The 23,049-nt window shown below is 63.6% G+C and carries 25 protein-coding genes and 3 pseudogenes; 16 read left to right on the forward strand and 12 right to left on the reverse strand.

Annotation, left to right across the window (positions count from 1 at the left end):
• Nucleotides 1-96: 96 nt before the first annotated feature.
• The 8 genes and pseudogenes from CAURIS_RS00270 to CAURIS_RS11560 all read left to right on the forward strand — a co-directional run bounded on the left by CAURIS_RS00270 (nucleotide 97) and on the right by CAURIS_RS11560 (nucleotide 4,176).
• Complete coding sequence (locus tag CAURIS_RS00270; protein WP_019193631.1) at nucleotides 97-300, forward strand: hypothetical protein; 204 nt, start codon at nucleotides 97-99, stop codon at nucleotides 298-300.
• 432 nt (nucleotides 301-732) lie between these two features.
• Nucleotides 733-984 carry a hypothetical protein gene (locus tag CAURIS_RS00275; protein ID WP_155860796.1) on the forward strand — a complete coding sequence of 84 codons (252 nt, stop codon included), beginning with the start codon at nucleotides 733-735 and terminating at the stop codon, nucleotides 982-984.
• A 267-nt stretch (nucleotides 985-1,251) separates the two neighbouring features.
• Nucleotides 1,252-1,425, forward strand: a complete 174-nt coding sequence (locus tag CAURIS_RS00280) for a hypothetical protein (RefSeq protein ID WP_290342095.1) — start codon at nucleotides 1,252-1,254, stop codon at nucleotides 1,423-1,425.
• Nucleotides 1,426-1,509: 84 nt separating this feature from the next.
• The gene (locus CAURIS_RS00285; protein WP_290342120.1) at nucleotides 1,510-2,859 is read left to right on the forward strand and encodes an IS256 family transposase; all 1,350 of its coding nucleotides are present in this window, start codon (nucleotides 1,510-1,512) and stop codon (nucleotides 2,857-2,859) included.
• Between the two features lie 124 nt (nucleotides 2,860-2,983).
• Nucleotides 2,984-3,271 carry a transposase gene (locus CAURIS_RS00290; RefSeq protein ID WP_290342096.1) on the forward strand — a complete coding sequence of 96 codons (288 nt, stop codon included), beginning with the start codon at nucleotides 2,984-2,986 and terminating at the stop codon, nucleotides 3,269-3,271.
• Nucleotides 3,250-3,528 (forward strand): annotated as a pseudogene (locus tag CAURIS_RS11550) (IS3 family transposase); the annotation flags it as partial. The gene CAURIS_RS00290 and the pseudogene CAURIS_RS11550, both read left to right, overlap by 22 nt.
• A 167-nt stretch (nucleotides 3,529-3,695) precedes the next feature.
• Nucleotides 3,696-4,013 (forward strand): DDE-type integrase/transposase/recombinase, encoded by a 318-nt coding sequence (locus CAURIS_RS11555; RefSeq protein ID WP_353959265.1) that lies wholly within the window; start codon nucleotides 3,696-3,698, stop codon nucleotides 4,011-4,013.
• Entirely contained in the window at nucleotides 3,979-4,176 is a 198-nt protein-coding gene (locus tag CAURIS_RS11560; protein WP_353959266.1) for an integrase core domain-containing protein, read from the forward strand. The genes CAURIS_RS11555 and CAURIS_RS11560 overlap by 35 nt, the downstream gene beginning before the upstream one ends.
• 528 nt (nucleotides 4,177-4,704) lie before the next feature.
• On the opposite strand, the gene CAURIS_RS00295 is transcribed toward CAURIS_RS11560, so the two are convergent.
• Together CAURIS_RS00295 and CAURIS_RS00300 are read right to left on the reverse strand one after the other, a co-directional pair.
• Nucleotides 4,705-5,343 (reverse strand): response regulator transcription factor, encoded by a 639-nt coding sequence (locus CAURIS_RS00295; protein ID WP_290342245.1) that lies wholly within the window; start codon nucleotides 5,341-5,343, stop codon nucleotides 4,705-4,707.
• Complete coding sequence (locus CAURIS_RS00300) at nucleotides 5,340-6,578, reverse strand: sensor histidine kinase (RefSeq protein ID WP_290342246.1); 1,239 nt, start codon at nucleotides 6,576-6,578, stop codon at nucleotides 5,340-5,342. The genes CAURIS_RS00295 and CAURIS_RS00300 overlap by 4 nt, the downstream gene beginning before the upstream one ends.
• Before the next feature lie 151 nt (nucleotides 6,579-6,729).
• Here CAURIS_RS00300 and CAURIS_RS00305 point away from each other — a divergent pair, with 151 nt between their 5' ends.
• From CAURIS_RS00305 to CAURIS_RS00315, 3 genes are all read left to right on the forward strand, one after another.
• Nucleotides 6,730-8,340 (forward strand): class III lanthionine synthetase LanKC N-terminal domain-containing protein, encoded by a 1,611-nt coding sequence (locus CAURIS_RS00305; RefSeq protein ID WP_290342247.1) that lies wholly within the window; start codon nucleotides 6,730-6,732, stop codon nucleotides 8,338-8,340.
• An 85-nt stretch (nucleotides 8,341-8,425) separates the two neighbouring features.
• Entirely contained in the window at nucleotides 8,426-9,148 is a 723-nt protein-coding gene (locus tag CAURIS_RS00310; RefSeq protein WP_019193637.1) for an ABC transporter ATP-binding protein, read from the forward strand.
• A gap of 25 nt (nucleotides 9,149-9,173) precedes the next feature.
• Nucleotides 9,174-10,556, forward strand: a complete 1,383-nt coding sequence (locus tag CAURIS_RS00315; RefSeq protein ID WP_290342248.1) for an FtsX-like permease family protein — start codon at nucleotides 9,174-9,176, stop codon at nucleotides 10,554-10,556.
• A 173-nt stretch (nucleotides 10,557-10,729) separates the two neighbouring features.
• Here CAURIS_RS00315 and CAURIS_RS00320 read toward each other — a convergent pair whose 3' ends face one another.
• The 9 genes and pseudogenes from CAURIS_RS00320 to CAURIS_RS00350 all read right to left on the reverse strand — a co-directional run bounded on the left by CAURIS_RS00320 (nucleotide 10,730) and on the right by CAURIS_RS00350 (nucleotide 15,454).
• Nucleotides 10,730-11,020, reverse strand: a complete 291-nt coding sequence (locus tag CAURIS_RS00320) for an integrase core domain-containing protein (RefSeq protein ID WP_290342249.1) — start codon at nucleotides 11,018-11,020, stop codon at nucleotides 10,730-10,732.
• Nucleotides 11,021-11,120: 100 nt separating this feature from the next.
• Nucleotides 11,121-11,285 (reverse strand): annotated as a pseudogene (locus CAURIS_RS11565) (DDE-type integrase/transposase/recombinase); the annotation flags it as partial.
• 92 nt (nucleotides 11,286-11,377) lie between these two features.
• Nucleotides 11,378-11,656 (reverse strand): annotated as a pseudogene (locus CAURIS_RS11570) (IS3 family transposase); the annotation flags it as partial.
• Nucleotides 11,635-11,922: a transposase gene (locus CAURIS_RS00325; protein ID WP_290342250.1), complete on the reverse strand. Its 288-nt coding sequence runs from the start codon at nucleotides 11,920-11,922 to the stop codon at nucleotides 11,635-11,637. The gene CAURIS_RS00325 and the pseudogene CAURIS_RS11570, both read right to left, overlap by 22 nt.
• Nucleotides 11,923-12,045: 123 nt before the next feature.
• Nucleotides 12,046-12,897 (reverse strand): sigma-70 family RNA polymerase sigma factor, encoded by an 852-nt coding sequence (locus CAURIS_RS00330; protein ID WP_290342251.1) that lies wholly within the window; start codon nucleotides 12,895-12,897, stop codon nucleotides 12,046-12,048.
• Entirely contained in the window at nucleotides 12,894-13,331 is a 438-nt protein-coding gene (locus CAURIS_RS00335) for a carboxymuconolactone decarboxylase family protein (RefSeq protein WP_290342252.1), read from the reverse strand. Before CAURIS_RS00335 ends, CAURIS_RS00330 begins: the two co-directional genes overlap by 4 nt.
• Before the next feature lie 158 nt (nucleotides 13,332-13,489).
• Nucleotides 13,490-13,840, reverse strand: coding sequence for a DJ-1/PfpI family protein (locus CAURIS_RS00340; RefSeq protein ID WP_290342253.1), 351 nt, complete (start codon nucleotides 13,838-13,840; stop codon nucleotides 13,490-13,492).
• Nucleotides 13,841-13,867: 27 nt separating this feature from the next.
• Nucleotides 13,868-14,266 (reverse strand): DoxX family protein, encoded by a 399-nt coding sequence (locus tag CAURIS_RS00345; protein ID WP_290342254.1) that lies wholly within the window; start codon nucleotides 14,264-14,266, stop codon nucleotides 13,868-13,870.
• Nucleotides 14,267-14,278: 12 nt separating this feature from the next.
• Nucleotides 14,279-15,454, reverse strand: a complete 1,176-nt coding sequence (locus CAURIS_RS00350) for a zinc-dependent alcohol dehydrogenase (RefSeq protein WP_290342255.1) — start codon at nucleotides 15,452-15,454, stop codon at nucleotides 14,279-14,281.
• Between the two features lie 179 nt (nucleotides 15,455-15,633).
• Between CAURIS_RS00350 and CAURIS_RS00355 the strand changes: the two genes are divergently transcribed.
• Complete coding sequence (locus tag CAURIS_RS00355) at nucleotides 15,634-16,095, forward strand: transporter substrate-binding domain-containing protein (protein ID WP_290342256.1); 462 nt, start codon at nucleotides 15,634-15,636, stop codon at nucleotides 16,093-16,095.
• Nucleotides 16,095-17,084: a cation diffusion facilitator family transporter gene (locus CAURIS_RS00360; RefSeq protein ID WP_290342257.1), complete on the forward strand. Its 990-nt coding sequence runs from the start codon at nucleotides 16,095-16,097 to the stop codon at nucleotides 17,082-17,084. The genes CAURIS_RS00355 and CAURIS_RS00360 overlap by 1 nt, the downstream gene beginning before the upstream one ends.
• 4 nt (nucleotides 17,085-17,088) lie before the next feature.
• On the opposite strand, the gene CAURIS_RS00365 is transcribed toward CAURIS_RS00360, so the two are convergent.
• Nucleotides 17,089-17,781, reverse strand: a complete 693-nt coding sequence (locus CAURIS_RS00365; protein WP_290342258.1) for an SPFH domain-containing protein — start codon at nucleotides 17,779-17,781, stop codon at nucleotides 17,089-17,091.
• Nucleotides 17,782-18,147: 366 nt separating this feature from the next.
• Between CAURIS_RS00365 and CAURIS_RS00370 the strand changes: the two genes are divergently transcribed.
• The 3 genes from CAURIS_RS00370 to CAURIS_RS00380 all read left to right on the forward strand — a co-directional run bounded on the left by CAURIS_RS00370 (nucleotide 18,148) and on the right by CAURIS_RS00380 (nucleotide 23,042).
• Entirely contained in the window at nucleotides 18,148-19,569 is a 1,422-nt protein-coding gene (locus CAURIS_RS00370; protein ID WP_290342259.1) for an MFS transporter, read from the forward strand.
• Nucleotides 19,570-20,207: 638 nt separating this feature from the next.
• Nucleotides 20,208-21,851 (forward strand): glutaminase, encoded by a 1,644-nt coding sequence (locus CAURIS_RS00375; protein ID WP_290342260.1) that lies wholly within the window; start codon nucleotides 20,208-20,210, stop codon nucleotides 21,849-21,851.
• Nucleotides 21,852-21,866: 15 nt separating this feature from the next.
• Nucleotides 21,867-23,042, forward strand: coding sequence for an alpha-amylase family protein (locus CAURIS_RS00380; RefSeq protein WP_290342261.1), 1,176 nt, complete (start codon nucleotides 21,867-21,869; stop codon nucleotides 23,040-23,042).
• Nucleotides 23,043-23,049 lie beyond the last annotated feature (7 nt).

The following is a 23,049-nucleotide window of genomic DNA, read 5'->3' on the forward strand; positions in this document are numbered from 1 at the left end:
GCGCGCACAATTGCTTGATTAACGGCCTGCGGGGGCAACGCCTCGAACTGAACCGTCATGGTTTTTGCCGCCTTCCAATGGGGAAGGAACAGCGCCGTGAAGAAGTCTTACGACCTCGAGTTCACGGGTCGGCCCGTGCGGCTGGTCCGGCAGCGCCGTGTTGATTCCCGTTTGCTGGCTGCGGCGTCAATGGCCATGGTGATTAGATGGGAGTTTTTCCGAGAAACGCTGCGTAATTGGGTTCAGCAGGCTGAGGTCGACGCCGACCACGCGCCCGGTGTCACCACCGAGGAGGAATAAGGAAGTGACCCGGCTGCGGGCGGCTGAGGAGATACTGAAAAACGCCATCGGCTTCTTCGCCGTCGAGCCAGCGTGTGGTGCCTGCGTACGCAAGGCGCGCAGGTTGTGACGGGGTTCTACCGGCGCCGACAGGGTTACTCGGTGGCGCACTGGGCCGTTAACCGTTTGACGTGAGTAGCCGGGATGGACGGTATCTCCAGGCGCCGGATAAAACCCCGCATAACGATTCCTGGGGCCCGGGGTGAGTGCCCCGGGTCTGCCCAAAAGGGATGTCACCGCCCAAGCCCGGCAACCGGATGTGTGTCGCCTTCATCGTCGGCTGTCATGCCCAGACCTTTCGCGGGGTGGAACTGGTGCTCGCCCCGCTGCGCCTGGCGTTGTGGGAATGCGACCGAACCCACCACTCGGGTGCCGGCGGTTAAGTACACGGCGGTGGAATTCACCGACAACGTAGCCGTGCAGGAGATCGCGCCGCAGGTCTGCAGCGTGGGTGATGCCTATGACAATGCGCTGACGGAGTCGATCGTGGATGTCGGGCTTGCGACTATGCCGCCGGTGCAGTGTCACAACAACCGACGATCGCATTTTACCCTGCGCATGCTCCCTCCCGCGGAGTACAAAAGACCTACTGGGCTGGGCGCGCTACAATCACTGAGCCCCGTGAAGGCGGCGACGCCAATCTAGAGGCGCAACAAAAGCGTGACGGTTCGCGACCATACTCACTCCTCTTCACCCGCGAAGCTCCGCGCATCGAGCTCATCAGCAGCGTCGCCGCTCGCCTTTCCATTACCTCGGGTGCTGGACTTCGTGTTGCGACCGGCTATTTGGTAGCAGCGTCGTGGCTTTCCGGTAGCGCTTCAGTGAGTATCCGGTAGCAGCTCAAAGCGCTCAAGGTGATACTTCCGGTAGCCGCACCACTCGGGTGCGGCTCGTACTGGAAGGAGTCCGCTTATGACGGATTACCGTGCGGTGATGACGCTGCTGATTCGGCAGTGTTCTTACCGCCAGATTGAACACCAGCTCGGATGCTCGCACCGCGCGATTTCACGAGCGAACCAAGCACTGCGAAGCCTTGGTCTGACCACTGTTGAACAGGTCGCGGCGTTGACTGCCGTTTCCGTGTAGTAGGTAGGGGCAATCCGCGTAGTTGGTAGAGGGTGTCAGGAAGTTTGTGTGTGAGGCTCTGATCCAGAAGGAGTTTCACTGATAATGACTACCGTGTCACCGAAGAAAGGCCATGACCCGAGCAGGGTCAACGAGATCAGCGCGAAGCTGATGGAAAACCCGGAAATCGCCGCACTGATCGGCGAGCTATCAACCTCCGTCGACGATGCCAGCGACCTGGTCAAAGGTCTATTGCAAGCCTCGATCAACGCGGGTCTGCAGGCGGAGATGGACGCCCATTTGGGGTACGGGCACTCAGATCGCGCGGCCAAAGCCCAGGTAAGCCCCTCAAACGGTGACAATCACCGCAACGGGTCGTACACCAAAACTGTGGGCACCGGCTACGGCCCGGTGGACATCACAGTGCCTCGGGATAGAGCGGGCACGTTTCACCCGGTCATGGTGCCGAAAGGGGCACGCCGGCTGACAGAGCTCGATGACATGATCGTCTCGCTCTACGCCGGCGGAATGACGGTACGCGATATCCAGCACCACCTGGCATCGACCCTGGGGGTGGACATCAGCCCGGATACCATCAGTACCATCACCGATGCGGTCCTCGATGAGGTGATGGTGTGGCAAAACCGTCAGCTCGATGAGTTCTACCCGGTCATTTTCCTCGACGCGCTGCGGGTGAAAATCCGCGACGGTCACCGGGTGGTCAATAAAGCCTGCTACATGGCTGTTGGCATCGACATCGACGGGACCAAACACATCCTGGGACTATGGATCGCCGACAATGAAGGGGCTGCATTCTGGGCATCCGTGTGCGCGGACCTGGCGAACCGTGGAGTCAATGACGTGTTCATCGTCTGCTGCGACGGGCTCAAAGGCCTGCCTGAGGCCGTGGAAGCGACCTGGCCGAACTCGATGGTACAAACCTGCATCGTGCACCTGATCCGGGCCGCCAACAGGTGGGTGTCCTATAAGGACCGCAAATCTGTATCCAGCGCGCTGCGGCAGGTCTACACCGCACCGAACGAGGACGCCGCTTGCGCCGCCCTCGATGCCTTCGAAGCCTCGGAACTGGGGCGGAAGTACCCCCAGTCGGTGAAGGTCTGGCGTGATGCGTGGGAGAGGTTTATACCGTTTCTGCAGTTCCCGCCTGCAGCTCGCCGGGTGCTCTACACCACCAATGCCATCGAGTCGCTTAACGCTGAGCTGCGGAAAGCGACCCGCAACCGTGGCCAATTCCCCACGGATGCTGCGGCGTTGAAGACGCTGTGGTTGATGGTCTGCAACATCGAGGACAAACGCGCCGCCCAACGCGCGAAAAAAGCGAAGCGGGCAATCGACTGCAACGGCTATATTGAAGGGGCGAAAACCTCAGGGTGGAAACAAGCCATCAACCAACTATCCGTGGCCTACCCAGACCGGTTCGCCAACTACTTGTAAACCAAGCCCCCGCACACAAACAAACGGACACTCTCTAGTTGGTAGGTGGTTTGCCCCAGGTTTAATGGAGGGTGGGAATGTGGAAAAGGAGCCCTACACATGCCCTCGAAGTACACGCCTTAAGTTGAAGCAGCGCGCCATCGAACTGGTGCTGCACGCGCAAGCTGACCCTGACACGTCTCGCGGTACGATCACCCGCATCGCTGTCGAGCTCGGAATGAGTAAGGAAACTCTGCGCGGCTGGGTCCGCGCTCATAAACAATCCGGCGCGGCAACCCCGGCTGAATCGGTGGATTGTGCAGCGGAGAACCGCAGACTGCGAGCTGAACTGATTGAAGCGAAGCGCGCCAACGAGATTTTGAAAAGAGCATCAGCTTTTTTCGCGCCCGAGTGCGAGCGCCCACACAGGTAGTCGTCCGGTTCATCGACGACAACCGGGAGGAATTCGGGGTCGAGCCGATTATTCGCGCCTTGGCGGCAACCGACGCGAAAATCGCCCTGAGCACCTACTACGCCTACAAATCCCGGCCTGAATCATCTCGATCTATCCGCGACCGACAACTACGCAAAGCTTTGCGTGCCATCTACGACGACAACTACTCCTGCTATGGAGCGCGCAAACTTTGGGCTGAGATCAATCGCCAAGGTGACTTCGGTCACGTCGCCCGGTGCACCGTCGAGCGCCTCATGGCACTCGAAGGCATCCGTGGTATCCGGCGCAGGAAGAAAAAGCCCTCCACCCGCAGCGCTGCCCCCGATAACTGCCCAGTCGACTTGGTCGAGCGCGACTTTGTGTCGATGCGCCGAACCGGCTGTGGGTCGCGGATATCACATACATCCCCACGCGTGTCGGGTGGGTATACGCCTCGTTCGTCCTCGACGCGTATACCCGGGAGATTGTTGGCTGGCAGATCACCAACCACATGCGCACATCGCTGGCTAAAGACGCACTTGACATGGCCTTGTCAGCGCGCCTGCGCGCCGGTGAAGATGTCTCCGGTCTGATCCATCACTTTAGACAGGGGCGTGCAGTACAGGTCGGTTGTCTACGGAGAGACCTTGGCTCAGTCGCAGGTTATCGCTTCGGTTGGCTCGCGGGGAGACTCCTACGACAACGCGATGGCAGAAGCGCTGAACTCAGTGTTCAAAGCTGAACTCATCGACCGTAGGACCTGGCCGGGGCTGCGAGATGTTCTCGTCGCGACGTCGACATGGGTCGGCGGGTACAACAACCGTCGTGTGCACTCGGCGCTGGGGTACCGCCCACCCCGCCAGGTCCATCAGGAATACACCGCCGCGAACACCCAAGCGGCCTAATCGACAACAATAGGACCCTCTACAAAACTCGGGGCTTGACAAAGGACCAAACATGCGCCTGACCACCATCGCATAACAACCGGCAACGCCTGAGTGAGATACCGCTACCGGGTACCCACTCAGGCGCTACCAGATACTCACCACACCGCTACCATTTCGGTCTTCTGAACAACTTCGTGCCTGCCTGAGACCATCGAGGAATGGGTCGGCGTCAAGGGACTCCCTGCTTTGAAGGCTGGGAACATAGTCGGCGGTTCGCCTACATCGACGCCAGCTGGTCAGGTGCGAGGCTCGAAGCCCTCGGCTCCGCGCAGCGTCCCGAGCCCCGAGTGATGGGCCGAGGGCCGGCCGGGCGTCTTCGCAAAGATGTCGACCAATAACGGCGAACCCGAACCGGAAACCTGGACCTCCAGAAATCAGTGAGCTCGTGCAGGATCAGCCGCCTCATTCCTCGACCAGCCCGGGCGGGCGCGTATCCCAATAGTTATGTCCAGGTGGAGCAGGCGGCGGCATGTTGAACTGGAGGAATCAATCGCCTAATGCTTTATACAATGTGAGCGCCAACGCTGTTCTGTCCCGTGCGGCGAGTTTTCGCAGGAGTGCCGAGACATGGTTCTTGACGGTTCCCTCGGCGAGGACGAGAGTCTGGGCGATCTCAGTGTTTGTCAGCCCACGGGCAACGAGTTCGGCCACCGTGCGTTCACTGCGAGTGAGAATCGCCAACGGTTCGTCGTGGGAATCCCTAGGGCGTATCGCTGCCTTCGCCACCCGTGGATCGAGGATCATCCCGCCGTCAATAACCGCGTGTAATGCAGCGGTGAGTCCCTCGACAGATGTGTCTTTGAGCAAGAAACCCGACGCGCCGGCAGCAAGTGCCGACTGCACCAGCGCATCATCATCGAAAGTGGTCAGGACCAAGACCGGCAGCCCAGGGTAAAGGGCGGCGCATTGTGCTGTAAGTTCTACGCCATCCATACCGGGCATCCGTGCGTCGGTGAGCACCACATCCACGTCTTCTTTGGCTAACGCTTCGAGTGCGGTCTTCCCGTCCGGTGCCTGGGCCACGATATCGATCCCGCCGACGGTGCCGAGGAGCAGGGTCAGGCCGCGACGTATCAGTTGTTGGTCTTCGACCAGCAGTACTCGTGTCGCTCTTGAGTCGGTCACGGGGTCTCCTCTCGATCGGCTACTCCAGAACCACCGAGTGGCACAATGACGTCGAGGTGGAACTCGCCGCTGATTCGGCGTGCGCGCATGGAGCCGCCGTGCTCTGCGGCGCGGTCGGAGATGCCGCGTAATCCGAACCCGAACTCGGGTTCTGCTTCTGGCAGCTTGGTTGCCGAAACCCGTCCGAAGTCATTGATGATGGCAAGCTTCAGGCGGCGGGCCTCCACGCTGAGGAAGATGCGCACTGTTCGGGCGCGGCTATGCCGCAGGGCGTTGGTCAATCCCTCTTGTACTGCGCGGTAGATCAGCAGCGAGACCGCGTCGTCACTGGCGAGTTCGTGGTCTGAGGCTTCATCCCCGGAGACGTCTACTGTCAGGCCGGTGCCTCGAAAAGATTCGGCAATGAGTTCAAGTGCGGCAAGCCCTCGGGCACCGGCATCGCGGACTGGGTTCAGTGCACGCACCCACATGCGCATTTCGGCAAGAGCATCACTGGTGGTGTCTTTGGCGGTGCGGATCTCTTCCCACGCCTGGTCAACATCGGCTCCACGCATTCTTTCAGCGAGCTCAAGGCTCATCGAAATCAGGGTGAGTCGGTGACCAAGCCCGTCGTGAAGTTCCCTGGCGCTTCGTGCTCGTTCGTCGGAAAGAAGGAGCTCCTTTTCTATCTCCGCGGCGTGGCGCAGACGATCAATCACCTGCTGATCATCATGCCGACGTTGTTCAAAACTGCGAAGCGAAAGGCCCAGCGCGATCCCAAAACACAAGAGCACAGCGACGGGAACGACGTTGATCAGGCCCTGTGCCGCGCCGACGAGGAACTCATCCCACGACCCCGTGTTGCTGAGTACATGCAGTGCGAATCCGACGCACGAGATCCAAATGGTTGCGTAAATACCGGCTCTGAGGGAAACGTCAATGACCGCGAACGCGACCACCAGAAGCAGGACGGGGATCGTGAAGTCCAGGGTGCCGAAGACGGCGACCGGAGTGGCCAGAACGACGGCCAGTATTGTCCATTCGACTCCATGGCCGACGCGAACCATGCACGGACGTAAGGTCCAGAGAGCGGTGATTATCGGTACGAGTGCCAGCCACGTGAGAGCGACGAAGAGCTCGCTTCCTGTTTGCGCGGAGTCTGCGATGCCCAGGACCGCTGCTGTGAGCAGGCAACAGAGCGCGACTGCCTGGAGCACCACTAGCGTGCGCTCGACACTCGCGTGGAACGAAACCATGCCGTTAAACCTAGCTTCGCTGACAGCTGTGCGCCCATGACTGTGGTCATGAGAATGTCGTGACCATGGGTAGATGTGCTATTTCGCACACCGGCATAGCGTAAACCACACATCGACCGCTGGAATTTGAAGAACGGGGAAGGGTGAAACGATGCCACTTGATATTCAGTATCTGCGGTACTGCCAGCCAGGGAACCCCTTCTATGCTCCTGCGGAGATTGACCAGACAGATGGGGTCTTCGACGTCTCAACTCATGCGCCAGCCGGGTGGAGTTCGAAAATTACTCACCCGTGGATCAATTGGATCCCGGATGAGTGGCCGTTCCCGAGGCAGGGATGGAAGATTCATATATCGGCGACATCCGAGAACGCTAACACCGTGCTCACATCCGTGGCGCGATTTTGCTTCAGCACCGGCCTGCCGTTCAAACATCTAGCATCCGCCCGCGACCTCCTGACCCAGAACAGCAAATATGCGGACCGGTCTGCTGCCGGAAAATTCATCACGGTCTACCCGAGTTCTGATGGGGAGTTCACGTCCGCGCTTGAGGGGCTTGACGCGGTCCTCGCTGGTAATGAAGGGCCGTACATTCTCTCCGACAGGCGATGGAGATCCGGCCCGGTCTATTTCCGGTATGGCGCCTTCGTGCCGCCGTCCGATGACGCTCCGTTCGTTTCAACGTTGATCGACCCAGAGGGCAATGAAGTCGAAGACCTTCGCCGGCCGGCATACACGCCCCCAGAGTGGGCTGTCTTGCCGGAAAAAGTGGCCGCATCGACCGGTGACGAAGAGGTTCACTTCCCCTTTACGATGCGCTCTGCGCTCCATTTCTCCAATGGCGGAGGGGTATACCTCGCTGAAGCCACTACGGACGAATACGTGTCGGCGGGCACGCTGATCGTCTTGAAGGAAGCCCGCCCGCACGCGGGTTTGGACGTCGACGGAACCGACGCAGTGACCAGGCTGAAGCATGAAGCCGAGGTGCTCGAAGGGTTACAAGGGCTGGGCTGCGTTCCAGCCTATTACGGGTCATTCACCGCATGGGAGCACAGGTTCCTCGTCATGGAACACGTCCGGGGGCATGATCTCAAACGCGAATGGATGACCCGCACCCCGGTACTTCGACCGGCACCGTGGCGCCTTCGCGACAGGGCGTTCGTGAATTGGCTCGCCTCAACTGTCGAACGCCTGGACCGCGCGCTGGCCGCCGTACACGATGCGGGATGGTTGCTTGGCGATATTCATCCCAAGAACGTCATCATGCGGGACGGAACCATACCGGTTTTCATCGATTGCGAATTCGCTCACAGCATGGACCCCGACTGGCGCTGCCAGCAGGGCGCTCCCGGGTACGAACCCTATTTTGGCTTGACCGGCGTTGCTGCTGATCAGTGGTCGATGGGAATGCTGAAACTGGACCTGATCTACCCCCAGACCACGATTACCGACCAGGGCAACGCCTGGAAGATCGAACAGTTGCTCAACAGCGGAGTACAGTCCCTTGCTGTGCCCGACTCGGTGCGCACCTCGATCCGCAGCGCCACGGTCGATGTGTTGCCGGCGACCAGAAGAGAAGTGTTCAACGAGCGAGTTCGGGGAATCGAAGCTCTCTCTGATATCGGGCTGCGCGAGGAGATCGCACGCGGGCTTTTGAGCCTGCTCGACTGGAGCGATGAGGGTCCGCTCGCACCGGGAGATATCGCCCTGTTCGCCCCAGAGTGCCCGGGTTGGCCCAGCTCGATCACGTGGGGCAATTGCTAAGGCGCGCTCACAACCGGTGGGCGCGATTCGGAGTGCACACGTAGTCAGAATCGTGCCCACCACCCAACTCACGAAAGGAACTTCCTTGACCACCACGCTCAGCGCCACAGACCTTCGACGAGTCGTGAAATCGGGGCCGAGCACGACCGAGATCCTGCGCGGATGCAACCTCGATCTCCACGGTGGTGGTCTGACGGCGGTGGTGGGGCATTCCGGCTCAGGAAAGTCGTCATTGCTGATGTGCCTCGGCGGCCTCGATGAACCGACGTCGGGAACAGTGACTATTAACGGGCAAGACATCTACCGCTTATCGTCAAACAGACGTGCGAGCATGCTTCGGACCCAAATCGGATTCGTTTTCCAGCAGTACAACCTTGTTCCGTTCCTTACCGTCGAAGAGAACATTGCGCTTCCATTCCAACTCGACCGGGCGAAGGTGCCCCGCGACACGATCAACCAACTCATCGAATCGTTTGGTCTCGGCCATCGTCGCCGCGCGTCTGCGAGGTCGCTCTCCGGTGGCGAACAGCAGCGGACCGCGTTGTGTCGCGCTCTCGCCCGGCGGCCCGGCATCGTCTTCGCAGATGAGCCGACTGGCGCACTCGACTCCCAGAGCACCGGCATCGTCCTCCACACGTTAAGGCAAATGGCAGATGACGGGCAGATGATCGTCATGGTTACTCACGACCTAGAAGCAGCGGCCTGCGCTGACACAGTCATCGTGATGCGCGATGGATGCACCGTTGAGACAGTCGGTCGCACCACCAGCCAGGATCTGCTGCACATCATGTCCGGTCTCGGAGCTTGAGCCCATGCAACGCTACGTTCTGAGAATGTTTGCCGACGAATGGCGGCAGTGGGCACCCGCCATCGCTGTCGTTACCGTGATTGCAATAATGATCGGACTCTGCATCAATCAATTCGCTTGGACGACGACACCGCAGTTCCGTACCGCGGTCTCCAATGCCAGCGTTCCCCTCGCGGAATTCCAGATTCTCTCGGTCACCATCTACGTGGTGATCGCCCTCGTCTCCTGGGTTGCCTTGACCGTGGTCGGCCGAGCAAGTATCCAAGCCACCCGTCACTCCCATGCGCTCTGGCTCCTCCTTGGAGCATCTCCACGAACGGTGTTCCGGTCCGCTCTGCTCGTTCTGCTCCTCGTCAGTCTCTGCGGTGCAATCCTTGGCGCCCTCGTCTCGAGTCTCCTGAGCTTCTGGGCGATACCGGCGTTCAATACGGCCGTATCGTCCGCGGTCAACCTGCCTGGATTTACCATCGCAGCCTGGGCTCCTATGGCGATCATCCTCGTCAGTGTCGTCACCACCATGGTCGGTGGACTGTTACCTGCCCGGCGGGCATCCCGTATTCAACCCAGCGTCGCCCTGCGCACGTTCCATCCACCCGTCCAGCGTAGCCCCTCGACGGTCTTCCGGATCATCTGTGGGTCGTTCTTTCTGTTGGTCGCCGCGGCGCTGGTCGTGGCGTCGAGCTTTGCCTCCCAGCTCGGTTCCACTGGCCCCGGCCCGATGTTCAACCTCGCGATCAACGCCGGTAGTTCGGCGCTGATCGCTGTCTACCTGTTCTGTCCCGAGATTGTCAGATCTGTCTTCTGGATCCTCCACAAGCTCTTCACGAGTACAGGATTGGTGATCTCGGCATTGGGCACGCGAGCCGCGGCTGCCCGAGCACAAATCAGTGCCACGACGATTGCCCCGCTGGCTGGCGGTCTCGGCGGAATCGGCCTGCTGCTGTGCGCTGTGAACTCGGTGGCCGCGATGACCCAGATACTTCAGCCCGGCACCCCGACGGATCTCACCGACGTGTGGACGATCGTTGCTGTTATCGCCGTGTCAATGCTCGCCACGAGCGCGGCAGTTGTCGCTCTCTCGGCCCACGGACGAGGACGCGAGATCGCGCTGCTCCAAGCAGCCGGCATGCATGCTCGCCAGGTCCACATTCTCATCGCCGCTGAAAGCCTCGCAATGTCCGCCACCGCCGCAGTGACGGCAGTCGTCCCGGTGGTCATCGGCGGCTTGGTCTGCGCCTTCGTGTCGGCGGCTACTCTCGGCGGTACCTCCGTTGTGGTGTGGCCTCTGCCCAGCATGCTTACCGGTTTGCTCGCATCCTGGCTCCTGCTGTTCCTCATTCTGGTCATCCCAACGATCGCGCCTCTCCGCGAAGGGCCGGGCTCACACTTGCGGGAGCAGGTAATATGATGGGTCAAACTGTTGTCGGAGTCATCGCGCCACGCATTCGTGCTTTCGCCGAACACCTGCGCGCGCTCGAAACACTCCGACCATGGGAACAGGACCCAGCGCAGACACCGCCAGAGCGCGTCCACACCATTCTCTCAAGCCCCGAGTTTTGTAGAGGGTCCTATTGTTGTCGATTAGGCCGCTTGGGTGTTCGCGGCGGTGTATTCCTGATGGACCTGGTTCGGTGGGCGGTACCCTAGCGCCGAGTGCACACGACGGTTGTTGTACCAGCCGACCCATGTCGACGCCGCGACGAGAACGTCTCGCAGCCCCGGCCAGGTCCTACGGTCGATGAGTTCAGCTTTGAACACTGAGTTCAGCGCTTCTGCCATCGCGTTGTCGTAGGAGTCTCCCCGCGAGCCAACCGAAGCGATAACCTGCGACTGGGCCAAGGTCTCTCCGTAGACGACCGACCTGTACTGCACGCCCCTGTCTAAAGTGATGGATCAGACCGGAGACATCTTCACCGGCGCGCAGGCGCGCTGACAAGGCCATGTCAAGTGCGTCTTTAGCCAGCGATGTGCGCATGTGGTTGGTGATGGGCCAGCCAACAATCTCCCGGGTATACGCGTCGAGGACGAACGAGGCGTATACCCACCCGACACGCGTGGGGATGTATGTGATATCCGCGACCCACAGCCGGTTCGGCGCATCGACACAAAGTCGCGCTCGACCAAGTCGACTGGGCAGTTATCGGGGGCAGCGCTGCGGGTGGAGGGCTTTTTCTTCCTGCGCCGGATACCACGGATGCCTTCGAGTGCCATGAGGCGCTCGACGGTGCACCGGGCGACGTGACCGAAGTCACCTTGGCGATTGATCTCAGCCCAAAGTTTGCGCGCTCCATAGCAGGAGTAGTTGTCGTCGTAGATGGCACGCAAAGTGTTGCGTAGTTGTCGGTCGCGGATAGATCGAGATGATTCAGGCCGGGATTTGTAGGCGTAGTAGGTGCTCAGGGCGATTTTCGCGTCGGTTGCCGCCAAGGCGCGAATAATCGGCTCGACCCCGAATTCCTCCCGGTTGTCGTCGATGAACCGGACGACTACCTGTGTGGGCGCTCGCACTCGGGCGCGAAAAAAGCTGATGCTCTTTTCAAAATCTCGTTGGCGCGCTTCGCTTCAATCAGTTCAGCTCGCAGTCTGCGGTTCTCCGCTGCCAGATCCACCGATTCAGCCGGGGTTGCCGCGCCGGATTGTTTATGAGCGCGGACCCAGCCGCGCAGAGTTTCCTTACTCATTCCGAGCTCGACAGCGATGCGGGATATCGCACCACGAGACGTAGCAGGGTCAGCTTGCGCATGCAGCACCAATTCGATGGCACGCTGCTTCAACTTAAGGCGTGTACTTCGAGGGCATGTGTAGGGCTCCTTTTCCAAATTCCTACCCTCCATTAAACCCGGGGCGAACCAGCCGTTTGTCACGGATGCAGATGACAAATGTCACCAGCGCATCGCTTAACGACGCCCTCCCAGCGCCCGGCCCCGTAGCCTGAGCTTCCCCGGGTTCTGCTGCACCTGGATCCCGGTAATTCCCCCGCCGACGATTTCCAGGGTCACCGCTCGCGTCATGTCGATCGATTCCGCCACCAGTACCGGACCACCGATCGCGTCATCCACCCTGAAGCGTGGCATTCCCCACCGGCCTATGATTCCGGCGAGGAATCGCGTCACCTTATCCCTGCCGCGAATCGGGTTGAGGGCCGCGCGTGCGGTGCCTCCCGCGTCAGTCCAGAGCACCGCGCCTTCGGACAAAATGTCCGTCAGCGCTTCGAGTTCGCCGCGATTCAGTTTCTCCGCCAGAGCTCGCAGAGTCTCCTTGTCCGCTACCCGCGGCGCCCCCTCAGGCTCCCGCAGGATCGAACGGGCGCGGGAGATCCGTTTACGCACCGCAGACGGGGTAAGCGCCGTGAGCTTACCTGCTTCGGCGGCAGAGAATCCCGCTGCCTGCGTGAGAACGACCAAGACTCGGTCGACCGGTGAGAGATCCTGGATGAGGCGGCTGAAAGCTCGGTCGAGATTCTCGGTGGTTACCGCCCTGTCCTCCGGGCCACTTTCTGTGGTAGCCACCTCGGGCAGCCAGGGGCCGACATAGTCGGTGCGGGCGCGTGCGGGTGCGCGTACCAGGTCATAGGCGGTGCGTGCAGTGACCGTTGTCAACCAAGCCTCGGGATCGTCAATATTTTCGGCATTGGCGAGGCGGAGCCAGGCCTCGCTCGCTGCGTCCTCTGCATCATGGAAGCTGCCGGTGATGCTGTACGCCAGGCTGATCAGCCACGCCTGTCGCTCCCGCCATTGTGCGCTGTTCACTTTCCGGATAGTATCCCGATCCGGTTCCACATGTTGATGGCGGTGATCGCGGCGATGAGCTCGCCGGTTGTCTCCGGACCGAATTCGTTATGTACACGCTCCCGGATGTTCTCCCGGTAGGACAGGGGAGTCTCGGAGAGGAGGGTGCCGGCATCGGTGAACTCGAGGATGAGTCGTTCTCTCTCGCTCATATCACCTGCCTGCCATTCACCCGGCGCGGTGTCCCGTAGGATCGCGATTTTTTGCTCGCTCCAGCCTGACTTGCGGGCCTCTTTCGTGTGCATATCAATGCAGTACCCGCAGCCGTTGAGAAAACTGGCGCGCAGCTGGACCAGTATCCGGGTCTCACGGGAAACGGCTCGCGAGGCCGCCTCGAGCGCGAGTGCTGCAACGGAGAATCTCTTGTGGATGGGGGAAGGGGGTATCTTGTTCATGCCCTCTTGACGCGCGAGGGACTGTAAGTGTGACAAACGCCAGGCCAGGAGGATGCTGACTGCACTTTGCCGTAAACGGTGCACCACCCGCAGATTCTTCGATCGGGGTGGCTGCGCCTGCTGTGTGCGTTGACGACAGCAGGGTTCACTTCAGCTCTCTACCGTTGCCCGGCGCTCATCGTGATGGTGCTGGGCGTGGTTCCGGTGCACACCGACGCCGTGATCGTGGCCGCGCGGGACATGCGCGCGAGCTCAGCCAGGAATCTTGCGTCGGAGACCAGGGCGCGCGTGCCCATCCCGCCGGGGACGAGCAGCACATCGCCGTTCATGTCGGCGAAGCTGGCGTGGGCCAGGATGTCGACCCCCTGGCTGCTGCGCGCCGCCGCGCCGTCCGGGGAGATCAGCTGCACGTCAAGGCCCTCGAGGCGCGCCAGGATCTCGACGGGGCCGGTGACGTCCAGCAGCTCGAAGCCGTCGAAGAGCACGACGCTGACGCGTTTCGGTGTCATGGGCCCGAGGGTATGCCCGAAGCCGGCCTACTTCCCGCCGGACCCGGGCATGCCCGCCGCCCACAGCGCCGCGGCGATGAGCGCGGGCTGCCCGAACAGGCGGGCCAGACGCTTGCGGTCGGTGTCCAGGCCGAAGGCGTCGTTGCGCTCGGCGTACTGGGCGATGTTGCCGGGGAAGATCGCGGTGTAGAACGCGGCGAGGGCGGTTCCGGTCAGCGTGCGCTGCCGGGGCAGGGCGAGCAGGGAGGCGCCGAGGGCGATTTCGGCGACGCCGGAGCCGAGGACCACGAGGTCCTTGTTCAAGGGGAACCAGTCGGGCACCTGGGCCTGGAAGTCCTTGCGGGCGAAGGTGAGGTGGCTGGTGCCGGCGAAGCTCATGAAGGCGCCGAGGGCGAGGCGGGCCAGGTTCTGCGAATCAATTCGCATGGATTAGTCCTTTCAGGGCTTGAGGACGACCTTGATGCAGCCGTCCTGCTTCTTCTGGAACTTCTCGTACATGGCTGGGGCGTCGTCAAGCGGCGCGGTGTGGGTTCTCAGGTCGAGCACGCCGAGGGGGTCGGAGGGGTCGTCGACGAGCGGGAGGAGGTCGTCGGTCCAGTTGCGCACGTTGCACTGGCCCATCCGCATCTGCACCTGCTTGTCGAACAGCGTCATCATCGGCATGGGATCCTTCATCCCGCCGTAGACGCCGCTGAGTGAGATGGTGCCGCCGCGGCGCACGGCCTCGATGGCGGTGTAGAGCGCGCCGAGGCGGTCCACGCCCGCCTTCTGCACGGCGGCGCGGCCGAGGGCGGAGGGCAGTAGGCCGGCCGCGGCCTGCGCGGTGCCGGCGACGGGGGAGCCGTGGGCTTCCATGCCGACGGCGTCGATGACGGAGTCGGGTCCGCGGCCGTCGCTAAGCTCGCGGAGCTTATCGACGGCACCCTCGCCGCCCTCGACAACCTCGATGCCGTGGCGGGCGGCCATGGCGCGCCGCTCGGGGACGGGGTCGACGCCGATGACGCGGTACCCCAGGTGTGCGCCGATGCGGGCGGACATCTGCCCGACGGGGCCGAGGCCGAGCACGGCGAGGGTGCCGCCGTCGGGGACGTCGGCGTACTGGACTGCCTGCCAGGCGGTGGGCAGCACGTCGGAAAGGAAGAGGAAGCGCTCGTCCTCACCGACGTTCGGGACCTTGATGGGGCCGTAGTCGGCATGCGGGACGCGCAGGTACTCGGCCTGGCCGCCGGGCAGCGAACCGTAGAGGCGGGAGTAGCCGAGGAGGGTGGCGCCGCTGCCGTACTCGCGGACCTGAGTGGTCTCGCACTGGGATTGCAGGCCGCGCTCGCACATGTAGCAGTGGCCGCAGGAGACGTTGAAGGGGACCACGACGCGGTCGCCGGGGGAGAGGTTGGTCACCGCGGAGCCGACCTCCTCGACGATTCCCATGGGTTCGTGGCCGATAATGTCGCCCTTGTCCATGAACGGGCCGAGGACCTCGTAGAGGTGGAGGTCGGAGCCGCAGATGGCGGTGGAGGTGACGCGGATGATGGCGTCGGTGGGCTCGATAATTGTGGGGTCGGGGACTTCTTCGACGCTGACGGTGCGGGCGGCTTGCCAGGTGAGGGCTTTCATAAGGAACCTTTCATGCGACGGTACGGGTTCGAGAGTAATCACGGCTACACTGGGCGCGCCACGATTTCTCCCGCCGTGTGCTCTTCGCGGTATAAAACAATAGCTATGTGTCGGGCGGCGGAAGCTGCCTGCCGGGCACGGGAAAACTGGAGGTCAACGCGGTGCGAAGAACACTACGGATGGCGGCGCTCGCCCTCGGCGCCTCGCTTCTCGGCGCCTGCGGGTCGATCCCCGCCGACTCCGAGGGAACCTATGACCGCGCCCGCGGCGCCACCCTCGTGGTCGGCGTCTCCGAGCACCACCCCTGGGCCGTTGTGGACGACGGCACGGGGGAAGTCACGGGCGTCGAGGCCGATGTGGTGCGCGGTTTCGCGGACTCCATCGGCGCGGACGTGGAGTGGAAGGTGGGCCCCGAAAGCGTGCTCGCCGACTGGGTGGATAAGGGCGAGGCCGACGTGATGATCGGCGGGCTGACCGCGTCCTCGCCGTGGTCGGACACCGTCGCTCTGACCAGGCCGTACACCACCGTGGAGAGCGCGGCGGGGGAGAAAGAGAAGATGGTCATGGCGGTGCCGATGGGCGAAAACAAGCTGCTGGTCGCCCTGGAGCGCTACCTGGCGCGCGAGGCGGGGGAGATCTGATGGGCACCGTCAACGAGGCGAGCACCGGCTCGGGCGTCGAGGTGCTGCCGAAAGAGGTCGGTGAGGTGCTGCGCCGGGCGGTGCGGCTTAACCTCCTGAGCCTGCTCGTCCTCGCGGTGACGGTGACGGTGGTCGGGTTGGTCACCGGGCAATCCCAGGCCATGAAAACCGCCTGGTTCGAGGACCTGTTGTCGTTCCTTCCTCCCCTCGCGTTCCTTGTGGGCACGCGGGTGATCAAGAAGCGCCCCGACGCCAAGCACCCGTACGGCCACCACCGCGCCATCGAGGTCGGACACGTCGTCGCCGGGGCGGCGCTTCTGGCCATGGGCATTCTGCTGCTCTACGGTGCGGTGAAGGGGCTGGTCGGGCAGGAAAAACCGCCGATCGGCACCGTGGTGCTCTTTGGCCACAGCGTGTGGTTGGGGTGGCTCATGGTGGCGGTACTCGTGGTCACGGGGATCCCGCCGGTGATCCTCGGGCGGATGAAGCTGAAGCTGGCGGAGCCGCTGCACGACAAGGTTCTCTACGCCGACGCCGACATGAACAAGGCGAACTGGATGACCTCGGCGTCCACCATCGTTGGTGTGCTGGGGATCGGTGTGGGCCTGTGGTGGATGGACGCGGTTGCCGCGTCCATCGTGGCCGTTTCCATCGTGCGGGACGGGGTGCTTAACCTGCGCACCGCCATGCTCGACCTCACGGACGCCCGCGCGACCGACTTGGACGGCGCCCCGCACCCGCTGATCGAGCGCATCGAGCAGACCGCGCGCGGGACGGACTGGGTGGACACGGCGGCCGCGCGCGTGCGCGACGAGGGCCACGTGTTCCACGTCGAGCTTTTCGCCGTCCCGCACGAGGGGCAGGACCCGTCGGTCGCGCAACTGCGCGAGCTGCGGGAGTCGCTCCACGCCGTGGATTTCAAGGTGCACGACGTGGTGGTCGCAGCCGTGCGCACGATCCCCGTGTACCTGGAAGAGGAGGACAGGTAGCCGGCTAGGAGTCGCGCACCTCGAGCGTCGTGCCGGGCGGCAGGGCTTCCAAGAGCCGGATCTTGGCCAGCAGCGGGTTCTGCTCGAGGACCTTCGCCGTGCCCAAGCGCGCGCGGGTGATCTTGACTTCGGTGCGGGCGCGCTCGAGGTCGGCGGCGGCGGTGAGCTTGTCCACTTCGGCCTGGCTCAGCGCCTCAGAGACGGCGTACGGCAGCGAGAGGTCCTTGAGGTGGACTTCGTCCTCCACCGCGAGGCCGACGTCCAGGCCCGCCGTGGCGGCGGCGGAGGCGACGGGGGAGAGGTCGATGCGGGTGCCGATGAGCTCGGAAAGCTGGGTGGTAGAGATCAGCTCGCGCAGCGCGATCTGCGCCGCCAGGTACACCTCGCTGGCCGGGTCGGCCGAGGCGCTGACGTAGCGTACGGCGTCGGCGACGCGCACCGTGAGCACGAAGGTGAGCGTCACGTCGAGCCCCTCGGCGGTGGGGATGCGCTGCGGGGCGAAGGAGAGTTGGCGGCGGCGCTGGTCCACCTGCTGGAACAGGTCGGAGGGGCGGGCGAGGCCGGGGCGTCGCAACGCGGTGACCTCCCCGTTCCGGGAGCGCAGCACGATGTGGCCCGGCCGGGGGACGGGGCTGCGCGGGAAGGAGGGCTGCCAGGCCTCGAGGTCGTATTGGCGGGTGAAAAGACCGGAAAACATTGCCACCACCGTGCCTTCGTATCGTGAGCGTGTCGTGAGTGTGTCGTGAGGTGTGTATGGTCCGCGCCGCGCGGGGCGTTCCCGGGGCGGGGCACTGGCGCGTTGTCGCGCCCGCAGGCGTGAGTCGGTGCCGGGCCGCAGGCCCCGAGAACGCGACGTCCCGGGCGGCGCGGAGAGAGATGGGTAAAGAGGACTCGAACCTCCTTGGGCGCAAGGCCCGTGCCGTGCGCCGGTGGTCCATTATCCGGAAAACGCCCCAATAAAAAGGGGGACGCCCCATAACACCCAGTCCGGCGCTTCGACCAGCATAGCGCTGGGGACTATGGTATGGGGCATTACCACGTATTTTTCGGTCAACTTTTTACCATGAGCAACTTGTCGACGCCCGCCCAGCGCTGGGGCTTTTTCGCTGTCATTTCTCTGGGCCTGTTCATGATCGGCCTGGACAATTCCATCCTTTACACTGCGCTGCCCACGCTCGAGGCGCAGCTGGAAACCTCGACCACTGAGGCGCTGTGGATCATCAACGCCTACCCGCTCGTGCTCTCCGGCCTGCTGCTGGGCACCGGCGCGCTGGGCGACAAGATCGGCCACCGCCTCATGTTCGTTATCGGGCTGGTGATCTTCGGGGTGGCTTCGCTGGCGGCGGCGTACTCGCCGTCGCCGCTGGCGCTCATCGGCGCGCGGGCGCTGCTCGGGGTGGGCGCGGCGACGATGATGCCGGCGACGCTGGCCCTGATCCGCCTGACGTTCCCGGACGAGCAGGAGCGCAACACCGCCATCGGTATCTGGGGCTCGGTCGCGGTCGTCGGCGCCGGACTCGGACCGCTGGTGGGCGGCGCGCTGCTCGAGGCATTCTGGTGGGGCTCCGTCTTCCTCATCAACGTGCCCATCGTGGTGCTCGCGCTGCTGCTCACCCTCGCGCTCGCGCCCGAGAACGTGCCCAACCCGGCGAAGCACTGGGACGTCATCTCCTCCATCTATGCCCTGGTCGCGCTGTCGGGCCTGACGGCCACGATCAAGGAGGCGGCCAACCCGGAGCGCTCGATCGCGTTGCTGCTCGCCGTCGCGGCGGCGGCACTGGTGGGCGGGGCGCTGTTTGGGCGTCGCCAAACAAAGCTCGATGACCCGCTCTTGACCTTCGACATCTTCCGCTCGCGCCTGTTCACCGGCGGTGTGGTTGCGGCGGCCGGCGGCATGGTGGTTATGGCTGGCACCGAGCTCAACACGACGCAGAGGCTCCAGCTTGTCGACGGCTTCACCCCCCTCCAGGCCGGTACCGTTCTCATCGCCATGGCGGCTGCGGCTCTGCCGGCCTCCGTGCTCGGCGGGGCGAACCTGCACCGCGTCGGTTTCCTGCCCCTCGTCGCGGGTGGCTTTACCGCGGCCGCAGCGGGCCTCGCCCTGGCTACTTGGGCCTCCCGCGCCGACAACCTGGTGGTTTTCGTCGTTGCGCTGGTCGTCCTGGGGTGGAGCGCAGGCTCGATCATGTCGGTCGCCTCCGTGGCCATCATCGGGGCGGCGCCGATGTCGCGCTCCGGCATGGCGGCCGGGGTGGAGGAGGTCTCCTACGAGTTCGGCACCCTGCTCACCGTCTCGGTCACCGGCTCGCTCCTGCCGGTCTGGCTGGCCCGCAACCTCGAGGTGGCGGGCTACAACGAGGCATACGTGGGGGCCTACAACTCCGTGCTGCTGCTTCTGCTCGGAGCAGCGGTTGTGTTCGCGCTGGTGACGTGGTGGTGCTTCCGCGATAACCCCAAGTCGGGCGAGGTGCGCCCGAGCGCATAGAGAACGGGCGCATAGAGAACGAGCGCATAGAGAACGGGCCGCCCCCCGCAGCGGGGAAGCGGCCCTGGGGTGTTCTACACCCGTCCTTACTTAGTGGAGGACAGGATGGAGGAGAGCTGCTGGCCGGCCTCGACGGGCAGGCGCAGGAGACGGACGCCGAAGTTGAAGATCGTCTCCAGGATATCGATGAATGACTCGAACATGGTGTTGTCCTTTCTGGTGAAGGGGTGGACGTTCTTGCGCTTTTGAGATTAAAACAACTGCGGCGGGGATAGAGATACGCTGGGGTAGCGCTGTGAAAGATTTCGTAGAAAAGACTAACAGGTTAATGGAATATGTAACGTCCAATAAGTAATATCTAATAGGTTTCTCCAGCTCCCGGAGGTGGGGCTGTGCCGGCCGTGTTCTGAATGGGCGGCGCCGGGCCGCCGCCCATTCACAGGAAAGTGACCTGGCGCACCCTCCCCCGAATTGGGGTAAACGGCATTTGAGCTGGGCAAATGCAGGGTCCTGCCGCCATGGCGCGGCACACGAGGCACCGGAAACGTCAGGTGAACAAAAAGCGCCCCCGAACCCCATGCTTAACGGCATGATCGAGCGCGCAACCCGACCAGCGCGTCGTCATTACACTGGCCCGCATGACTACTCCTGTGCCCGAATACCTGAACCGCATCCTCGACAACGTGCGCGACCGCGACGGCGGCGAGGTGGCGGACCATATTGAGGACCTCAAGAACGCGGACCCGGACAAGCTCGGGCTTGCCGTGTGCACCGCCACCGGGCACGTGTACTCAGTGGGCGACGACGAGTACGAGTTTTCCATCCAGTCCATCGCCAAGCCCTTCGTGTACGCGCTGGCGCTGGAGGAGCTCGGCCCGGACACCGTGCACGAGCGGGTGGGCGTGGAGCCCTCGGGCGAGGCGTTCAACGAGCTGTCCCTGGACGAGGAGACGCACATCCCCTCCAACCCGATGATCAACGCGGGCGCGATCACGGTAAACCAGCTGATCAACGGCCCCGACGAGACGGTGGAGCAGCGGGTGGAAATCATCCGCTCGTTCTTCTCCCGCCTGGCGGGCCGCGAGCTGAGCATCGACGAGGACCTCGTGGAGCACGAGATCACCACCGCGCACCGCAACTTCGCCATCGCCTTCCTCCTGCGCGAGTTCGGCATGCTGAGCGACGAAGCCCACGACGCCGTCAACAGCTACACGCAGCAGTGCTCGATCCTGGTGACCATCAAGGACCTCGCCATCATGGCGGCCACGCTCGCCAACGGCGGGGTGCAGCCGGTGACGGGGGAGCGCGTGCTCTCGGCGCGAGCGTGCCGGGTCACGCAGGCTGTGATGACCTCGTGCGGCATGTACGACGGCTCGGGGCGGTGGATGGTCAACGTGGGCATCCCGGCGAAGTCGGGCGTGTCCGGGGGGCTGATCGGCACGATGCCGGGGCAGCTGGGTATTGCGTCGCTAAGCCCGCGGCTCAATAAGGAGGGCAACTCCGTGCGCGGCGTGGAGATCTTCCGGCAGCTGTCCGCGACCTTCGGGCTGAACCTCATGTCCTCGGACTACTACGCCGCGCCGGGCATCAAGTCGGTCGACCGCGGCCGCGACCGCACGGTGGTGGAGCTGCAGGGGCTGATCAACTTCACCGCGGCGGAGAAGATCATCCACGACCTGACGGACATGAAGCTGGAGACGGACTACCTTGTCCTCGACGTCTCGCACGTGACCAGCTTCAACAAGGCGGGGCGGATGCTCATTAAGGAAGGCTTCCGCGAATTCCGCGACGCCGGCTGCGAGGTGAAAATCTACGACCCGGACGGCGCGATGCTGGACTACGAGTTCTCGGACGGCACCTCCGTGGAGGCCATCGAGGACTTCTCCACCTCCTTCGAGGTGCCTGCCTCGCGCGAGAAGGTCTACCGCGCGATCTCCAACCCCAAGGAGTGGTGGCAGAACGCGACGATCGAGGGCAAGGCAGACGAACGGGGCGACGCGTTCAAGCTCGACGAAGAGGAGCAGCACGCCCGCTTCACCGTGGAGGAGGCGAGCGATGGCGACCGGCTGGTCTGGCACGCCGAGCCGGAAAACGGCGAGGACGAGGACACCTCGTGGAGCGGCACCGACATCATCTTCGAGCTCGAGGAAGGCGAGGGCGACGAGACGCGCGTGACGCTCACCCACCGCGGCATGCTGCCCCACGACGAGCGCTACGAGGAGATCGCCGACGGCTGGCGCAAGCGCATGGACGAGCTGAAGCGCCGCTCTGAGCAGGACTGATAGGGCGAAGAGCACATGATCGAGCAGACCATCTGGTGGCACGTCTACCCGCTCGGCGCCACGGGCGCGCCCGTGCGCGAGCGCGACGGGAAAGACGCCGGGCACCGCCTGCGCGCGCTGGGGCCGTGGCTCGACTACCTCATTGAGCTCGGCTGCAACGGGCTGCTGCTCGGGCCGATCTTCGAGTCCGTCGGCCACGGCTACGACACCCTCGAGCACTACGCCATCGACTCCCGCCTGGGCGACGACTCAGACTTCGACTGGCTGGTGCGCGAGTGCCACAGCCGCGGGATCAACCTCGTGCTCGACGGCGTGTTCAACCACGTGGCGCGCACGCACCCCGCGGTGGCGGACGGTCTGGCGGGCCGGTCGAGCTGGGAGGGCCACGAGGAGCTGGCCACCCTGCATCACGACGACCCGCGCGTGGTGGACCTCGTCGCCGACGTCATGGCGTTTTGGCTGCGCCGCGGCATCGCCGGCTGGCGCCTCGACGTGGCGTACGCGGTGCCGCCGGAGTTCTGGCGCGCGGTCCTCGCCCGGGTGCGCGAGGAGTTCCCGGAGGCGCTGTTTCTCGGCGAGGTCATCCACGGCGATTACGCGGGCATCGCGGAGGCCGCCACGCTGAACTCTGTCACCCAGTACGAGCTGTGGAAGGCGCTGTGGTCCTCCATCAAGGACGTGAACTTCTGGGAGCTCGACCACGCCCTGGGCCGCCACAGCGCGGTGTGCGAGAAAACGCTGCCCAACACCTTCGTGGGCAACCACGACGTCGACCGCATCGCCAGCACCGTCGGCCCGGACGGCGCGGTCCTCGCGCTGGCCCTGGTGATGGTGCTGCCCGGCATGCCCAGCATCTACTACGGCGACGAGCAGGGCTTCACGGGCCTGCGCTCCGAAGGCTTCGCGGCGGACGACGCCGTGCGCCCCGAACTTCCCGCCAGCCCCGCCGAGCTCTCCCCGCTGGGCGGCTGGATTTTCGAGCAGCACCAGGCGCTCATCGGCCTGCGCCGGCGCAACCCGTGGCTCACCCGCGCGCGCGTGGAGGTGGTGGACAAGACCAACGAGACCATTTCGATCCGCAGCTTCGACGCCGAGCACGAGCTGCTTATCGACGCCTGGCTTACCCCCGCCCCCGGCATCCGCGTCAGCGCGGGCGGGGAGACGCTCCACCGCTGGTCGGCGGGGCAGTAGCGTAAAC

The sequence above is a fragment of the Corynebacterium auris genome, assembly GCF_030408575.1.
Lineage (GTDB): Bacteria > Actinomycetota > Actinomycetes > Mycobacteriales > Mycobacteriaceae > Corynebacterium > Corynebacterium auris.

What these genes read in the sequence shown, in the direction of transcription:
- CAURIS_RS00340 (WP_290342253.1), bottom strand. Translation starts at nt 13,840, where the DNA reads ATGACACCGAAACGCGTCAGCGTCGTGCTCTTCGACGGCTTCGAGCTG.
- CAURIS_RS00355 (WP_290342256.1), top strand. Translation starts at nt 15,634, where the DNA reads ATGGCGGCGCTCGCCCTCGGCGCCTCGCTTCTCGGCGCCTGCGGGTCG.
- CAURIS_RS00350 (WP_290342255.1), bottom strand. Translation starts at nt 15,454, where the DNA reads ATGAAAGCCCTCACCTGGCAAGCCGCCCGCACCGTCAGCGTCGAAGAA.
- CAURIS_RS00315 (WP_290342248.1), top strand. Translation starts at nt 9,174, where the DNA reads ATGTTTGCCGACGAATGGCGGCAGTGGGCACCCGCCATCGCTGTCGTT.
- CAURIS_RS11560 (WP_353959266.1), top strand. Translation starts at nt 3,979, where the DNA reads ATGGCAGAAGCGCTGAACTCAGTGTTCAAAGCTGAACTCATCGACCGT.
- CAURIS_RS00380 (WP_290342261.1), top strand. Translation starts at nt 21,867, where the DNA reads ATGATCGAGCAGACCATCTGGTGGCACGTCTACCCGCTCGGCGCCACG.
- CAURIS_RS00365 (WP_290342258.1), bottom strand. Translation starts at nt 17,781, where the DNA reads ATGTTTTCCGGTCTTTTCACCCGCCAATACGACCTCGAGGCCTGGCAG.
- CAURIS_RS00375 (WP_290342260.1), top strand. Translation starts at nt 20,208, where the DNA reads ATGACTACTCCTGTGCCCGAATACCTGAACCGCATCCTCGACAACGTG.
- CAURIS_RS00335 (WP_290342252.1), bottom strand. Translation starts at nt 13,331, where the DNA reads ATGAACAAGATACCCCCTTCCCCCATCCACAAGAGATTCTCCGTTGCA.
- CAURIS_RS00280 (WP_290342095.1), top strand. Translation starts at nt 1,252, where the DNA reads ATGACGGATTACCGTGCGGTGATGACGCTGCTGATTCGGCAGTGTTCT.
- CAURIS_RS00305 (WP_290342247.1), top strand. Translation starts at nt 6,730, where the DNA reads ATGCCACTTGATATTCAGTATCTGCGGTACTGCCAGCCAGGGAACCCC.
- CAURIS_RS00360 (WP_290342257.1), top strand. Translation starts at nt 16,095, where the DNA reads ATGGGCACCGTCAACGAGGCGAGCACCGGCTCGGGCGTCGAGGTGCTG.
- CAURIS_RS00370 (WP_290342259.1), top strand. Translation starts at nt 18,148, where the DNA reads ATGAGCAACTTGTCGACGCCCGCCCAGCGCTGGGGCTTTTTCGCTGTC.
- CAURIS_RS00345 (WP_290342254.1), bottom strand. Translation starts at nt 14,266, where the DNA reads ATGCGAATTGATTCGCAGAACCTGGCCCGCCTCGCCCTCGGCGCCTTC.
- CAURIS_RS00285 (WP_290342120.1), top strand. Translation starts at nt 1,510, where the DNA reads ATGACTACCGTGTCACCGAAGAAAGGCCATGACCCGAGCAGGGTCAAC.
- CAURIS_RS00300 (WP_290342246.1), bottom strand. Translation starts at nt 6,578, where the DNA reads ATGGTTTCGTTCCACGCGAGTGTCGAGCGCACGCTAGTGGTGCTCCAG.